18 protein-coding genes and 1 pseudogene are annotated in these 15429 nt (G+C 46.0%); 17 read left to right on the forward strand and 2 right to left on the reverse strand.

What is annotated here, in order from left to right; all coding sequences use genetic code 11:
- Nucleotides 1-2 precede the first annotated feature (2 nt).
- Nucleotides 3-1700, forward strand: a complete 1698-nt coding sequence (locus JCM16159_RS05840) for a thiamine pyrophosphate-binding protein (RefSeq protein WP_243666070.1) — start codon at nt 3-5, stop codon at nt 1698-1700.
- 41 nt (nt 1701-1741) lie between these two features.
- Here JCM16159_RS05840 and JCM16159_RS05845 read toward each other — a convergent pair.
- Nucleotides 1742-2793 (reverse strand): annotated as a pseudogene (locus JCM16159_RS05845) (alcohol dehydrogenase catalytic domain-containing protein).
- A 131-nt stretch (nt 2794-2924) separates the two neighbouring features.
- On the reverse strand, nt 2925-3455 hold the full coding sequence (locus JCM16159_RS05850; protein ID WP_243666071.1) for an SCP2 sterol-binding domain-containing protein: 531 nt from the start codon (nt 3453-3455) through the stop codon (nt 2925-2927).
- A 125-nt stretch (nt 3456-3580) separates the two neighbouring features.
- Here JCM16159_RS05850 and JCM16159_RS05855 point away from each other — a divergent pair, with 125 nt between their 5' ends.
- The 16 genes from JCM16159_RS05855 to JCM16159_RS05900 all read left to right on the forward strand — a co-directional run bounded on the left by JCM16159_RS05855 (nt 3581) and on the right by JCM16159_RS05900 (nt 15183).
- Entirely contained in the window at nt 3581-4834 is a 1254-nt protein-coding gene (locus JCM16159_RS05855) for an acyl-CoA dehydrogenase family protein (protein WP_054857245.1), read from the forward strand.
- Nucleotides 4835-4893: 59 nt separating this feature from the next.
- Nucleotides 4894-5691, forward strand: coding sequence for an acetoacetate decarboxylase family protein (locus tag JCM16159_RS05860; RefSeq protein WP_054857246.1), 798 nt, complete (start codon nt 4894-4896; stop codon nt 5689-5691).
- Nucleotides 5692-5782: 91 nt separating this feature from the next.
- Nucleotides 5783-6046 (forward strand): hypothetical protein, encoded by a 264-nt coding sequence (locus JCM16159_RS15240; protein WP_243666072.1) that lies wholly within the window; start codon nt 5783-5785, stop codon nt 6044-6046.
- Nucleotides 6043-6312 (forward strand): hypothetical protein, encoded by a 270-nt coding sequence (locus JCM16159_RS15245; RefSeq protein ID WP_243666073.1) that lies wholly within the window; start codon nt 6043-6045, stop codon nt 6310-6312. The genes JCM16159_RS15240 and JCM16159_RS15245 overlap by 4 nt, the downstream gene beginning before the upstream one ends.
- Before the next feature lie 127 nt (nt 6313-6439).
- Nucleotides 6440-7045 (forward strand): hypothetical protein, encoded by a 606-nt coding sequence (locus tag JCM16159_RS05870; RefSeq protein ID WP_054857247.1) that lies wholly within the window; start codon nt 6440-6442, stop codon nt 7043-7045.
- A gap of 117 nt (nt 7046-7162) precedes the next feature.
- On the forward strand, nt 7163-7819 hold the full coding sequence (locus tag JCM16159_RS05875) for a hypothetical protein (RefSeq protein WP_054857248.1): 657 nt from the start codon (nt 7163-7165) through the stop codon (nt 7817-7819).
- 193 nt (nt 7820-8012) lie between these two features.
- Complete coding sequence (locus JCM16159_RS15250) at nt 8013-8282, forward strand: hypothetical protein (RefSeq protein ID WP_243666074.1); 270 nt, start codon at nt 8013-8015, stop codon at nt 8280-8282.
- A gap of 31 nt (nt 8283-8313) precedes the next feature.
- Nucleotides 8314-9759: an alkaline phosphatase family protein gene (locus JCM16159_RS05880; RefSeq protein WP_243666075.1), complete on the forward strand. Its 1446-nt coding sequence runs from the start codon at nt 8314-8316 to the stop codon at nt 9757-9759.
- A 29-nt stretch (nt 9760-9788) separates the two neighbouring features.
- Nucleotides 9789-10088 carry a hypothetical protein gene (locus JCM16159_RS15255; RefSeq protein WP_243666076.1) on the forward strand — a complete coding sequence of 100 codons (300 nt, stop codon included), beginning with the start codon at nt 9789-9791 and terminating at the stop codon, nt 10086-10088.
- Nucleotides 10085-10939 carry an NAD(P)/FAD-dependent oxidoreductase gene (locus tag JCM16159_RS05885; RefSeq protein ID WP_367834331.1) on the forward strand — a complete coding sequence of 285 codons (855 nt, stop codon included), beginning with the start codon at nt 10085-10087 and terminating at the stop codon, nt 10937-10939. The genes JCM16159_RS15255 and JCM16159_RS05885 overlap by 4 nt, the downstream gene beginning before the upstream one ends.
- A 20-nt stretch (nt 10940-10959) precedes the next feature.
- Entirely contained in the window at nt 10960-11436 is a 477-nt protein-coding gene (locus JCM16159_RS18815; RefSeq protein ID WP_367834332.1) for a (2Fe-2S)-binding protein, read from the forward strand.
- Between the two features lie 19 nt (nt 11437-11455).
- Nucleotides 11456-12391 carry an FAD-dependent oxidoreductase gene (locus JCM16159_RS05890; RefSeq protein ID WP_054857249.1) on the forward strand — a complete coding sequence of 312 codons (936 nt, stop codon included), beginning with the start codon at nt 11456-11458 and terminating at the stop codon, nt 12389-12391.
- Nucleotides 12388-12618 (forward strand): hypothetical protein, encoded by a 231-nt coding sequence (locus JCM16159_RS15265; RefSeq protein WP_243666077.1) that lies wholly within the window; start codon nt 12388-12390, stop codon nt 12616-12618. Before JCM16159_RS05890 ends, JCM16159_RS15265 begins: the two co-directional genes overlap by 4 nt.
- Complete coding sequence (locus tag JCM16159_RS05895; RefSeq protein ID WP_367834351.1) at nt 12618-13439, forward strand: FGGY family carbohydrate kinase; 822 nt, start codon at nt 12618-12620, stop codon at nt 13437-13439. Before JCM16159_RS15265 ends, JCM16159_RS05895 begins: the two co-directional genes overlap by 1 nt.
- Complete coding sequence (locus tag JCM16159_RS18820) at nt 13436-13792, forward strand: FGGY-family carbohydrate kinase (protein ID WP_367834333.1); 357 nt, start codon at nt 13436-13438, stop codon at nt 13790-13792. The genes JCM16159_RS05895 and JCM16159_RS18820 overlap by 4 nt, the downstream gene beginning before the upstream one ends.
- Nucleotides 13780-15183, forward strand: coding sequence for an FAD-binding oxidoreductase (locus JCM16159_RS05900; RefSeq protein ID WP_054857250.1), 1404 nt, complete (start codon nt 13780-13782; stop codon nt 15181-15183). The genes JCM16159_RS18820 and JCM16159_RS05900 overlap by 13 nt, the downstream gene beginning before the upstream one ends.
- Nucleotides 15184-15429 lie beyond the last annotated feature (246 nt).

The following is a 15429-nucleotide window of genomic DNA, read 5'->3' on the forward strand; positions in this document are numbered from 1 at the left end:
CTATGGTAACCGGTGGAGAGGTAATAGTTAGGTCTTTAATCGAGGAAGGTGTGGATACCGTATTCGGCCTACCCGGAACACACGTGCTAGGCCTATACGCGGCATTACATGATTATAGTGAGAGGATTAAGCATGTGCTTGGGCGCTTTGAACCTAGCATGGGGTTTATGGCCGATGGATATGCAAGGGCCAGTGGCAGAGTTGGTGTTGTCATCGTCACGGCCGGCCCTGGCGCCACCGGCCTAGTAACGCCACTTGCCCAGGCGGCTGTTGAGGGCGTTCCTATAGTGGCGCTTGCCGGTTTAACACCGATAAAGACGGCGGGCAGGGGCTATTACCACGAGTTTAGAGACACCAATGCGCAACTAAGCATCTTTAAGTCATTCACGAAGTTAGCCGTTAGGGTTGAGGAACCCAGGGAAATACCAAAGACGTTGGCTAAGGCCTTTAAAGTGGCCAAGGAGGGTAGGCCAGGCCCTGTCTACGTGGAGTTGCCTAGGGACATAATTGATAGCGAAGCTGAGTGGACCGGTTACACCAAGGAGGAACCGACCAGGGTTAAACCTGACATGGGCCTGGTCGACGCAGCCGCCAAGGAATTACTCAATGCTGAGAGACCCGTTATTTACGTTGGCGGTGGCATCATAACAGCCAATGCGAGTGAGGCCCTAGTTAGGGTTGCCGAGGAGTTGGGCGCACCCGTCGTTACATCAATCATGGGCAAGGGTGCAATACCCTTTGATCACCCATTACATGGAGGCTTAGCCGCGGGCTACTTCGGGGATACTGTGGCTGTCAAGCTTGTTGAGAACGCCGATGTAGTGCTTGCCATAGGCACTAGGTTTAGCGAGCTGGGCACGGGCATGTGGTCACTACCGATAAGGGGGAGGCTAATTCACGTTAATGTTGACCCAAACGATATTGGCAGGAATTACAAGACCGACTTGGCGATTGTCTCGGATGCTCTGGAATTCCTTAATGCGCTGTATGATAGGGTTAGGGGTAAAGGACCTGGTAGGGATAGAGGGATCAAGCTAATTAATGAGGTTAAGGCTTCCGTAGGCAATCAACAACTGAGGGAGCTTGGTTATGATGAGTCCAGGATAAACCCAAGTGAATTGGTTAGAGCTCTTGCCCACGTCATTGACAGCGACATGCGTGAGGGAAAGGCCGTGGTCACTTGTGACGCTGGGGGTAATCAAGTGGCCATGTTTGAATTACCCGTCTACAGGCCAAGGACTTACTTTAACCCGGCGGGCTTTACCTCACTGGGTTTTGCAATACCAGCGGCGATTGGCGCTAAGGTGGCTAGGCCTGAGGCGACGGTTATCGCCACGACAGGCGACGCGGCCTTCTTTATGACTGGTATGGAGATAGCCACGGCTGCCGAGTTAAACCTTAGGATAGCCTTTGTGATATTTAATGATAGGGCTCAGGGAGTACTAAAACTGCAGCAGAGGTTCCTCTATGGTGGTAAGGTCTATGCATCGCACACGTATCCCATGGACTTCTGCAAGTTCGCCGAATCGCTTAATGTGGGCTGCATCAGGATTAGTGATAAAAGGGAGCTGGAGTCTGGGCTTGAGAGGTGTATTTATAAGTCTAGTGGACCATGTATTGCCGACGTCTTCGTTAATCCAGACGCTGTGCCGATTCCAATAACTAGGCAGTTAATGGCAATATTCGGTAGGAGACAGTGATATCATTGTTTTTAGTTTGATTTGATAAGGTCGGTTAAACCCTAACCCCACTTAACAATGGCCCTTGCGTGAAGTCCCTTCTCCAGGTTTTCGTATGCCTCGTTTATCTGCTCAGGAGCGTATACGTGACTGACCAACTTCTTGATATCCACCTTACCCGAAGCCACCAGCCTAATTATCTCTGGTAGGTCAAGCCTAGGCCTGTAGCCCAGGCTTCCCATTATCCTAACGCCATTTATTACAAACGGCAGCACATTAACGCTGAATGTCGACTTTGGACCGCCAAGTCCAGTCACAACTATCGTGCCGGCCCTGGACACCACCTCCATGGATAACTTGAGGTCAGGTTCCGGCCTAGCTTCGTGAACTACGTCAGCGCCATCCGGGAGTATGTCCTTTATCCTGCTTATTGGGTCCTCCTTGCTCGAGTTTATCACGTGGGTGGCGCCAAGCTCCCTGGCCTTATCTAATGCGTAGTCTCTAATGTCCACGGCAATTATTGGGTACGCACCCATGGCGCTCGCTAATTGAACAGCCGATAGACCGACACCGCCAACGCCGATTATGACCAGGCTCGTGCCAGGTCCAACACCGGCCTCCCTCAGTGCGTGATATGCAGTGCCGTAGGCGCAGGCTATTGGCGATGCGTAGTAAACATCGACACCTCTCTCCAGGGTATAACCGCTATTTCGGGGACTGTTAGGTACTCAGCATGGCCACCATTAAGCCCAACAAGGCCCGGCATCCTGCCCGCAGCCGCTGGGCAGTAGTTCTCCTTACCGCTGGCGCAGTACTTGCATATGCCGTCTGGGACGATCCAAGATACAATGACTGGGTCACCCTTCCTTAAGCCCCATGGGTTCTTAACGTCGGGCCCAAAATCCTCAACCCAGCCGGAGATCTCGTGCCCAGGTATGAAGCCCGGCATGACGGGCCCAAAGTCGCCCTTAAACAGGTGTATGTCGCTGTGGCATATGCCCGTGCTTGCTACCTTAACGAGGATTTCCCCAGGCCCCGGTTTTGGCGTTGGTACATCCTTAATCTCTAGGTATGGCTTACTTGGTCCCTTGAATGTTGCTGCTTCATACGTCATTTTTAATTATTCTATAGGATTTTAGTTTTGCTTATATTTAGATCACGTATATCAATGACTAATCATTCATGTTAAACCAGGGAATAAAGGTATTTTTAAAATTATTTATTTTTGATGCTTTAATTATTTGATTAGTCTATGAACTTCGTCGGCACATTCCTTGTCGTGTTTGCAAGCTTTACGGCAGCTGATGAGTACTGCATTAGGGTTAGGAAGCTACCCTTCTTGACCTTGATCTTCCTTGATAGTAATGCGGAAACTGCATCAGCCTTTCCTAGGATTAGGTCCTTCCAAAGTGAGTATGTGGCCTCTAGCACAAAGTCCGCATCCACCTTACCAATCCTTATATTACCCGGTAACTTTATTTCTGGCGGTAAATTGACTGGTAAGTCTATGTAGAACTCACTGCCTTGGCATGTACCGTTCCTGAGCACCAATTTTATTGCGCCTGAGTCAACCTTAATGCCAAGGTCCTTTGGCTTAGGTAATCCAAGGATTTCTGATAACTTATCAACCACGTTCTCCGGTATGCTTGTCGCGACAAAGGCCACGTCCCACCTCCAGTCCTTGGCTGCTTCCCTGTACTCCTGGTTTTCATTTATGGCCTTACAAAATGCCTCGGCCCATTGTGGACTTGGATATATAAAGCCCTCGCTTGACATACATATTAAATACATACCTTTTGGCATTAAAGAATTATTAATATAAATGCTATATATTATAATTAATAAATTAATATATAATAAATAGTAATTACGTTTAAAGTATCTACATATAATTAGTACCAATGAGTTATTTAGATCTTGACAGACTAACAGGGGAGGATGAGGTAATTAGACGTAATGTGCATAAGCTTGCCGAGGAAGTGCTTAGGCCATTGTCTATCAAGGTTGATAGGATGGACCCGGGGGACAGGGCTGCGCCCGGTTCGCCGTTATATGACGCAGTCAGGGAGATGAAGAGGATGGGCCTGCACAGAATTCACTTGCCTAAGGATCGTGGTGGTCTTGGATTAACGAACCTACAGAGGTACATAATTGATGAGGAGCTTGGTTGGGCTAGCCTGGGCTTTGCGACGCTCATTGGTGTTGATGCGATACCCTTCACAATAGCCGCGTTGTTCGGTTCAGAGAGGATTAGGGATGAGCTTGTTAAGCCATGGCTTGAGGATACTGAGGGTAAATATATCGGTTGTTGGGGTGTCACGGAGCCCGAGCATGGTAGTGACTACATACTGGCGTTTAGGGATAGGGAAGTTGAGTCCTTTGGCGTGGGTAACGTGGTTATTGAGCGTGATGGTGATGAGTGGGTCATAAATGGGCAGAAGTCTGCCTGGGTATCGGCAGCGCCAGTATGCACCCACATGGGTCTCCACGCCCAGTTAAGGGATGGGAAGAGCCTTAGGGATGGCGCATTTGTAGTAGTGCCGCTCAACCTGAAGGGCGTTAGGAAGGGTGAACCGGTGGACATGCTTGGTAATAGGGATTGCCCGCAGGGGCCCGTGTTCTTTGACAATGTACGTGTACCTGACGATTACGTGATAGCCCAGCCACCATTTTACGAGCTATTCTCAGATCAACTGCTTAACTTAACAAGCGTCAACATGGGCGCATTCTCCGTGGGTCTCGCCAGGGCTGCCTTCGAGGAGGCCTTGAGGTACGCCAAGACCCGTGTGCAGGGTGGTAAGCCGCTAATTGAGCATAAGAACATTAAGTTGAAGATTTATGAAATGTTTGAGAGGGTGGAGACGGCTAGGTACTACGTTAGGAAGGCCATGGACTACGTATACACCAGGTTCTTTGTTGAGCAGTCATTCACTATACCGCCCAGGTACGCAAGGGCTGCCCAGATTTACGCTAAGAAGGTTGCTTTTGAGGTTGCCCATGATGCATTGCAAATATTTGGCGCATACGGGCTCAGTAGGGAGTTCATTATAGAGAAGTTGTTTAGGGATGCCAGGGCATTGCTCATTGAGGATGGTACAGTGGAGGCGCTAAGCCTTGATGCTGCTGATGACGTTATACAAAACTATAGTTTATAAATTGCAATAAATTATAAATAGCAACAATGCTTAAAATGAAATTTACATACTTCAAGTATATGGTTCTAAAGGGCGGCGAAAAGGGCTTCGGAATACCGCTAAACGCACCATTGTACCCATCATCAACCGCTGTAACAAAGATTAGCTATAGCAAAGTTAGGGTTGCCCTGGTGCTTGCTAATATTGATTCCAAGTCCGTAGACCCACTATTACCTGAGGGTGTTGACCTGGCCCTTGAGGTGGCTGCCTTCTGGGTTGGTGATTATGGAATATCGACAGTTGGGGTCTACAGGGAGGCATTGATAGCGCTGCCCGTGAGGACCGAGGGTGTTGAACTCGCCTATTACATACCGTATATTTACGTAACCAATGACGCAGCCATGGCCGCAGGTAGGGAGTTGGCTGGTGCGCCTAAGAAGCTTGGTGATATTAGGCTTACCGTCAATGATTACGGTTTAGCGATAGGTATGTTGGATAGGGGCGGTGAATTAATGAGGGTTGAGGTTGCAATAAGTGGTAGGTTGGGCCTTGAGCAGTTGGATGCCTTCAGGTCGTTGATGCCTAGGATGGATAACACGGTCACGCTACCCCTACTCTCAGTAAGGACATTACCGCCGCTACCTGACGGCACACCCGGCATTGCCCAGTTAATACAGTGGTACGCAAGATTTACCTTCACTCCAAGGGAAAGCCCACAGATATGGAGTGGAGAGGCCAGGGTTAAACTAGGCGGTACTCCCTTTGATCCGCTCGATGATATTAAGGTGACTGGGGTAGTTGCGGGTTTTTACATCGAGGGTGATATGGAACTAGGCATAATTGGGAGGGTTAAGGAATGGAAATTGGTCTGGGGATGATTTATATAGCATATAAAATTATTAGAATGCATTATATAGCATATAGATTATAAAGACTTTTAACTATTTTCAAATAACTAATATTAAGACCATGCAAATAAGAAGTGCATTAACATTTATTCTTGGGATTATGTTAGTGGCATTGCTCATGTATGAAACCTTGACATTACACCCAAGCAATGGGCATAAAATGGCGCAAAAAGACTCATCACTTAATGGTGATCCAATAATATACATATCCTCACCCATGGTTAAGGCCTCCGGTTTCGTATCATTCGCCGCAGGTAATTATGATGGTATACCCGTTGTGGTTTACAAGGCTGGAGGCCTTTATATGCCCTCAGGCAGATTATGATAGGCATAAGCCCCAACTACAACATAACACTCAGCATGAGCTCTGCCGAGATAAGTGACATAACCATATATGCCGCGAACATAACCGCAACGGTCTACATTATAGTACCAATTACCATAACAATAACTCCGCAGAATGTGAACTTACTATCCATACTCTCGACAATAGCCTCAGAATTGCTACCGCTCTATAATGTAAAGATTTACGCGTATTACATAAGCTCAGCGTCTATCTCGTACTCCTCAATTAAGGTATACACCGGATAAATGTAAAATTTTTAACAAAGAATGAATTTTTGCATGTATTATTTTACAAAGATTAAATTTATAATGAGGAATATATACCATATTTATGAGATATATTTTAAAAATAATCCAAAGCACTCCAAATTGTATGAACTGGAAGCTAACAGTAATAGGTCTGGGATTTGTAATAGCGCTGCTTGTGGCAGCCTCAGTATTTGGTATATCAAGTGATGCCAATATACCTGGTCCTGTAACGATTTACTATCCAACAGCAACATTAAGCGGAATCACTATGTATGGTTGGATTTACTCAACAGCAACGGCACCTAATCAATACGCTCCCGTAATAGCCCAGAGCATTAGCTCAATAAATGCACCCGATGGTCAAACCATTAGTAAGTCAATAACGGTGCAACTACCTAACCCGTTCATGCAGAATTGCCCAACCTCCACAGTGACAATAAATGCATCACTGAGCATGAATTCTGCAACCCTAAATAACATACTTGTGTATGCTGCAGGTATTACAACCACGTCAGGTACACTTAATAATGTTGTAATAGTATCCTCTAGCCTACCATATGTTGTTAACCAAACAATTGGTAGTGCCACAATGAATGGATTAACTGTTAATGCGTACTATGTTAGTGTTGGTAGTATGTCGTACAATGGTTTAAGCGTTACGGTTACCCCAGCCCTTATTACATGCAGCTCCTCTGGTGTATCAACAAGTAATACCGTTTCTGGGTCATAAGTTATTTATTTATTTGATATTATTCAAAATATTATTTCTATTTTCCATATCTAATATATTTACCTAAAAAGGCTATATATAGATTAAGCTTTTAAGGAAGGTATTGGGTTAATTATTGTGGATTTCTTTACAAAGTTTGGCTTTATCTTAATTAACCTATGGAAACGTAAGGTACTTGTCTTACCAATACTTTTTGGATTAAATTTACTTTCCTGGATATACTTTTGGATTAGGCCGTCATTACTTGGTTTTGCGTTGATTATCCTCACCCTAGCTATTTTCCTAACCGTGATCTTTATCGGTGTAATACCTGTGGCTATTATTGAGGAGAATAATTACAGGGTCGATGTTGTCAGAAGCATGGGACTTAACTCCTTTGTCTCGCTTATTGTGATTTATGCCCTGTTTATTTATGTCAGTTTAATCCTAATGGCTGTTATTAAGCCACCGCCGCTCCTCATAGTAATGATGGCTCTCCTCTTTGCGCTACCCCTGACGCCCTTCGTGGTACTGGCCGTGTTAGTACCGCCGCTCGTGGGTTACTTTATGAAGGCAAGGTGGCGATCCCTCAGGGGTAGAATACCCTTCTGGGGCATTTACCTGGGTTTGTTGTCGGCTTTGATCCTATTGCTACTGCCCATAATGTACTTTAGGGTGCTTTTCGTCAGTGTGTCGCTGGTGGATTCCTTCATAATGGGTGGTGTGGTAACCATTCTTTCCCTAATACCGCTATTTTATCCCAAGCCCTTTATTTGTAAGGTACTAGGCTTGTGATGATTTTCCTGGGTATATTAATGTGGTTAATAGTTGCTGGTGGCTTAACCTGGGGTTCCGTGCTTTCAATAATAAGTGGTGGATACCTGTATGATTGGAAACCACGGAGTACGTGATTTAAATATAGCACGTGCATTTATGCATAAAATAATTATTACTGGTGTTTAAATAATTGTTAGCAAATAACGATATTGTGCTAGCTAATAAGTATGGTCTACAACTTACTATAATAATAGCAGTGGCTGTTGCACTATCTCTGGTGTTACTCGGCCTATTTATATATGATATATACCAGGAGGGCCTTCTGGTTTCCTCAGTACCGCAGTGCCAAACCCTACCTGCCTATCAATTAAATACCAGAACTCCTATTAAGCACGTGGTCATAATATTCCTTGAGAACCATAGTTCGATAATCTCTTTGGCGTATACCCAACAACGGCACCTTGATCAATTCATTAGTTAGCCAATTAACATTTCCCAATAACCTACTCACGATGAGTAAGATACCTAATTACCTACGGCCTGTGCCCATGGGTATATACTATACAAGGGATCCTAATGAGGGGTACATACCGTACCATGCCGATTGGGACTATGGGAAAATGGATGGTTGGGTATGGGGCTCAGGACCGCAATCACTTTATTACTACACGGTTGATCAGATGGCGCCTCTTTGGGACTTGGCTGAGGAGTATGGACTCGCCGATAATTACTTCACGCCATACCTCTCAGAAAGCGCGCCAAACCACCTCTTCCTATACGCAGCCTATGCGCCGGTTATTGATGATTACGGCCCACCGCCCTATATACCGGTTCAGGAGAGCATATTCGCGGAGTTATGCCAATACCATGTGAGTTGGGGCTACTACGTAGATCCTAGGGAGTCTCCGAGTCTCCTTGACATTAAGTACTTCTACGGCATTAGTAAGTACTCATCGTACATACAGACGTGGAGTGACTTCATAAGTGAGGTCATGAATGGTTCATTACCGGCGGTCTCCTGGGTTATGCCAGACCCATTAACAGACATGGGGCCTCCAGGCAATATACTGTATGGTGAGGCTTGGCTTCTTTACATAATAAATACGGTTGAGGAAAGCCCAATATGGAACTCGACAGTAATCTTCATAACATGGGATGAGTTCGGTGGTTATTATGACCATGTACTACCACCGATAATAAATGGCAAACCACTGGGTGTTAGGGTCCCCCTGATAGTAATTTCGCCCTATGCCAAGGAGGATTATGTGTCGCATACCTTGTTAACCCACGCATCGCTTATAGCCTTCATTGATTACAATTGGGGATTACCCGCTCTGAACAAGTACGTGCTGGAGAGCAACATACCCCTCGACTTCTTCTACTTCAACATGAGCAGGGAGCCAATAATATTTAGTCGGGGGTTCCCATTAATAGGCAATGTATATTTATTACCTAACGTATCCAATTACGAGGGCCTATCAACCCTATACCCATTAACACCACAGATACCGCTCAATGAACTCCCATATCCAAGGTATGGCTATAGCAACATAACGTTGGCCGAACTAGGATCCACTGTTTATGTGAGTGAGGATTTTGCGTACGTACCTGTGGTCTACACGCCACTGGTCCTATGGTTAATCATAGCCCTAACCATAGACCTGGCATCAGTATCACTATTACCCATAGGCAAGGGAAAGCTTAGTGCGTTACACATTAAGGTGCTTGGTATTGTTAATGGTTCAGTAATCGCCGCATCAGTAACTGGCTTAATAACCCTGACAACGGGCTTCCTTAATTACCTGGGCAATACCGGTGAGGCACCACCACTGCTGCTGGGGTACCTCATTGGCCTGGTTATCTTTCCGATGATTGGCATGGCACTTACACGCATCAGGGTGGCGCATACATTATTGTTCTTCTTTCAATCATTGTCCCAGTACTTCTTTACCTACTGATCTATGTTCAAGCCATTCAGTCCTTCCTAATGAGTGATGAACCATTGTTGATTTACGGTCTATTATCCACGGCGCCCGCCATGTTAATCACACTATTGTTTCTTAGGAATTACATAAGTAGTGGTAGGTGGGTCAAGGGCTCTGTTTATGTACTTTCGCTGGGGCTGCTTTCATACTTATTAATACTAGTAATTGCCCTTGTATACATAAGGCTATACCAACCTGGATTATCAACACTGTTACTACCAACGGAACTACTGGGTCTCTCGTTGGCTATTGCTTGGTTTGTAACGTTAACGAGAAGCCCTAGTCGGGGTGATTCTTCGTGAGTTATGACATCGCCATAATAGGCTCTGGCGTTGTTGGTTTGTTTATTGCCTATGAACTTGCGCATTATAGGATTAGGGTCCTCGTTATTGATAGGGAGGTTGAGCCAGGTTTTGGTGTTTCAAAGGGCCATGCTGGGGTTATCCACGTAGTCCAGCCACCATTTAACTCACTAAGGAGTAAACTGGCCGTTGAGGGCAATAGGCTATATGATGGCATTGCCAAGAGGCTTCACGTCAGGATTAGAAGGTTAAGCGCATTATTAGTGGCTAGGAACTTAGGTCACCTAATTGTGCTACCCGCCGTGTGGTTAATCCTTAATCGCGTGTATGGCAAACACGGCTTTAGGGTTAGGATAATTGGGCCGCGGGAATTACGTAGACGTGAGCCTAATGTTAATGGCTTGGGTGCAGTGGAGGTTGAGGGCTACGGAGTAATAAACTCCTTCGAATTAGTATCGCAGTTATACAACTTCTGTAAATTAAATGGTGTTGACTTCGCCCTAGGCACAGAGGTTAGGGGTGCCAAGGTATTGGATGATGAAGTTGTCATACTCACGAACAGGGGTGAGTACAGGGCCAAGTACGTAGTTAACGCGGCGGGTCTTTACTCGGCGGATGTTGCTAGGTTGTTTGGTGATGAGTATAGGCTTGAGTTTGGTAAGGGGGTTATGCTTGTTTTCTGGGGTGAACAGACAAGGAACATAATTGCACCGCTGCAATTAATACCTAACCCAAAGACCAAGGGCGGCGCGGTAATACCCACCGTATTTGGCACGACGATATGGGGACCAAGTCTGTCAATGGGTGAGAGGGTGATAGGTCAGTTAATGAGGAGGACATCGATGTCTTAATTAAGAAGTTCAGTAACTTGTTGAGGAGTGAGGGTTTCACGCCGATAAAGGCCTATGCGGGAGTTAGGCCTATACCCGAGGGTGATGACTTCATAATAACATATAGCAAATTGAGCAGGCACGTAATTCACCTGGTGGGTATCGAATCGCCTGGATTAACGTCGGCGCCAGCAATAGTTGGGAGGGTCGTGGAGATGCTTAGGGAGGCAGGGGCCGTACTCATGCCTAAGGATGAGGTTAAGGAGGTTAACCCCATGGTAATGACCAGGGATATAGTGGAGGGGGGAGGACCCATTAATGATGAGCAAGGCGATGTCGTCTGTCCCTGCATGGGGGTTACCAGGGCGGATATTCGTGAAGCTATTAGGCGTGGTGCAAGGACACTAGACGGCGTGGCCTTCAGGACTGGGCTTGGCATGGGTATCTGCCAGGGCATGTGCCTCGCAAGGCCATCAAGGTTATTTCTGAGGAGCTTGGTATTGATCCGAGGGAGTTGACCAAGTCAGGTGGTGATTCATGGTTGGCTACACGGTAATTGGCGCAGGGCTGGCCGGGCTCTCGTTGGCGACGGAGCTGCGCAGACTTGGTGTTGAGGTTGAGGACATCGAGTATAGAGATTACGTGGGCGGTATCCATGCCATGGTTCCCGAGGTTAGGGGTATAATTAGTGGCATGATTAGTGAGGTTGATGTTCGATTAGACACAACGGCCATTAGGGTCGGCGGTGCAATATACGTGGTTTGGAGGGGTGGGTATAGGAAACTCGATAATAATGTATTAGTGGCTACAGGATTTAGGGTTATGACAATGCCCGAGCTGGGCATCTATGGAGAGAGGCCCGCGGGTATTTACCCACATCATGCAGTACTGGACATGCTACACTACGACTTACTACCTGGTAAAAACGTGGTAATTTATGGGGATAACCAATATGCACTATCACTGGCTAGGGAATTAATGAGACGTGGTGTTACTGCCAGGGTCGTATCGCCGAGGAAACCAAGTGTTGAGGCTTACTCAGGTCCTGAGGTCATCATTGGCAGGGTTAAGTACGTTAGGGGCATGGGCAGGGTTGAGAAAATCCTAGTGGATAATGAATGGATTGCCGCGGATACCCTGGTAATATCCATGTTTAAGTCATTCAACCCATTCCCTGAGTTTAAGGCTGTTGGGCAGGCGGCCATTGAAACCTATGACCCAAGTATCGTTATTGAGAGCGGTAGGATAATGGCCAGGGAATTAGTAAGTAAATCCAATGACTTCATAGTAATAAATAGTGAATTACCCATTTACCCAGGTAATAAAGTCAGTAGGGATACACGTAGGGTGATAATCCCCTGCAGTGGATGTAGGGTCATGGTAAATGATAGGGAGTACGTGATCAACGGTGATGCCGCCGTTATTGAATTACCAGATACTGATAAGGTTAGTATTAGGAGGGTGGTTTCATGAGTCTTGGGGTTATTGATGTCGGGACCACGAACGTTAAGCTAATAATATATGACGAGGAACTTAACCAGAGGTATTTGGAAACAATAAATGTGCCGATGCTATTCCCCAGCAGTTACTACGTTGAGCAGGACGCAAATGCACTTAGGTCTGCCTTCAATCGTTTAATAAGCACAGCCAAAGAAAAGGGCGTTAAATACCTGGCATCTCAACCTATAGGGCATCAATAATTACATGGGATAGGTCAGGTAACCCCCTCACTAACATAATCACGTGGCTCGATAGAAGGGGTCTTGAGATCATTAATAAATTTCCATACTCAATAATGAGACGTTTACCGCTGCTGGGCAGTATCCTAATACCCACATCGCCCGTCGCCCAAATACTATGGTTGTTAGGGAATAGGCAGGACCTGGCTCAACGTATAAGGAAAGGTGAGGCTTTCATTGGCACGTTAAGTTCATACTTGGCATACCTCGTTAGCAATAGGTACATTAACGATGCAAGTAATGAGGCGTTAACGGGTCTTTGGCATCCGGGTAATTTAAGGAGGATTGACCTGGTTTACGAGCTGTTGGGCATACCCAGAGAGGTGGGGCCTGAGGTTATTGATAATGTACATGAGCTTGGTGAGGTCGATGGAATGAAGGTTGGGGTTTTAATAGCGGACCAACAGGCGGCGATGGTTGGTGAGGGTTGCTTAAGTGTTGGTTGCGGTAAGGTTACGAATGGCACGGGCTCCTTCATGGACGCCGTTGTTGACGAATTTAAACTCGTTGGTGGCGGCTTATTACCGCTCCTCATACTTAAGTATGGTGGTAATGTGTTTTATGGAGTTGAGGGTTTCCTGCCTGCGACTGGTTCAGTAATTGATTGGTTAGTTAGGCTTGGGTTGTTATCTTCGCCGCAGGAGCTGGATGGCTTGGCCCATGTCGATACCCAAGGTATAGTGGTTATACCAGCACTGGCTGGTGTTAATGTGCCGCCTAGGCCATGTGCAAGGGGCTTGATCGATGGCTTAACACTAAGCACTACTAGGGAGCCTTTGTGAGGGCCGTTATTGAAGGTATTGTTCAATTGATAGGCCTGATCTTCGATAAGATTAAGATTTATTCGAGGGCCAGTGTTGTTAGGGTTGATGGAGGCCTGTCAAGGAGCACCCTATTCCTTAGGTTATTGGCTACGGCGTTGGGTACCATCGTTGAGAGGCAGAGGGATGTGGAGACTACGGCTAGGGGTGTTGCGGCGTTATTGAAGGTATTTAAGGGTGATTGGTCATTAAATGATGTTATTAAGGGCGTACATGTTAACGTGGAGTTACGAGTTGAACCTGGCGAGGAGAGGCTATCGTTAAATAGGGATATTGTTAAGAGGATTATTGAGGGGATGAGATGCAGAGCGTAATTGAGGAATTGATCAATGCCTTGGGTCATAATAAGGTAATAATAAGTGACGAGGTATTAAGGAGGTATTCCAGGGATTTCTGGCCGTTATTAATAATGCGTGAGCAAGTGCTTAATGAGGAATTACCGAGGCCTTTTGCGGTTATTGTGCCCGAGAGCGTAAATGATGTATCACTGGCCCTAAGAGTAATTAATGAGAGCAGTGATGTAGTGCCTGTGGTTGTTTATGGCGGTGGTTCAAGCGTCACTGGCGCCTCATACGGCGCTGGGTCAATAATCATCGACATGTCCAAGTTGAATAGGGTCATGGACATTAATACCTATGACTCATTAGTGACCGTCGAGGCCGGCGCCAGGTTGAGGGATGTTGAGACTAGGCTAAATGAGGTGGGGTATAGCCTTAGGCATATTCCGCAGTCATTCAATTACGCAACGATAGGAGGTTTAATAGCGACAATGAGCTCAGGCCAGTACAGTACGTTATACGGCAATATTGAGGATATGGTAATAAACCTCGAGGTTGTCCTACCGAATGGTGAAGTCACTTGGTTGAGGAGTAATAATGTTCCCCGCGCATCAACAGGGCCATCCCTCAAGTACTTGTTTATTGGTTCAGAGGGCATGCTGGGCGTGATTACGAAGGCCGTGCTTAGAATCGTACCATTACCAACATCCAACATTTATGGTGCATACAGATTTAACACCCTTGAGCAGGGCGTGGAGACTCTTAGGGAATTAATGATGAAAAGGGTCGTTCCAGCAGTTGCCAGGCTTTATGACGAGCAGGAGGCATCGATTAGGTTTGGTGTTAATAAACCATTACTAATAATTGATTTTGAGGGCTACTATGACGACTTAGTTCAAGCGCTGTGGAGGAGGGCTGATGAGATTATTAGGGGTCACGGTGGTGAGTACGCGGGGAGTAAGTACTTCGAGGATTGGCTGAGGACCAGGTTCAACGTCGAGGAGGAGATAGAGATGGTTAAGAGGTATGGGCTTTGGTTCGACACAATAGAGGTCTCAACAACCTGGTCAAAGATTAATCAACTATATAGAGACTTCAGGGAGTCCCTGTTGAGGGTTAGTGGCGTTGTGGGTGTAATGGCTCACATATCACATTTATATATTAACGGTGCATGCATCTACTTCACAGTACTATTTAAGCCCGACGAAAATACCTATTGGGAGATGTGGAATAGGGCCATGGAGGCTACGTTAAGGAATGGCGGATCCATAAGCCATCACCACGGCATTGGCATTGTGCGTTCAAGATGGTTAAGGCACGAGCTCGGTAATGCACTTGATGTTTTAAGATCAATAAAGGCAGCACTGGATAGTAAGGGGATATTGAACGTAAGGAAAGGCATGTCTTCCCTAACTAAATCATATTAGTCTCAATAGTGAGATTTAAATCGATCTAGTAAATTAAATGGGTAACCTAATACGGAAAGGGTTAAGGTTACTAGGATTTTTCAGGTTACGATACCCGCGGGCATTAGGGAGATAGATTGTGGAGGCGATAATCGATACTAATGTTATATTTTTCGATTTATTCACTGATTCTGAATTCTATAATGAGGATTCAGGTCTGAGGTATTGCCTCATCACTTAAATGAACTTTTTATTTATCATTTTTAG

Source organism: Vulcanisaeta sp. JCM 16159, from assembly GCF_001316265.1.
Lineage (GTDB): Archaea > Thermoproteota > Thermoprotei > Thermoproteales > Thermocladiaceae > Vulcanisaeta.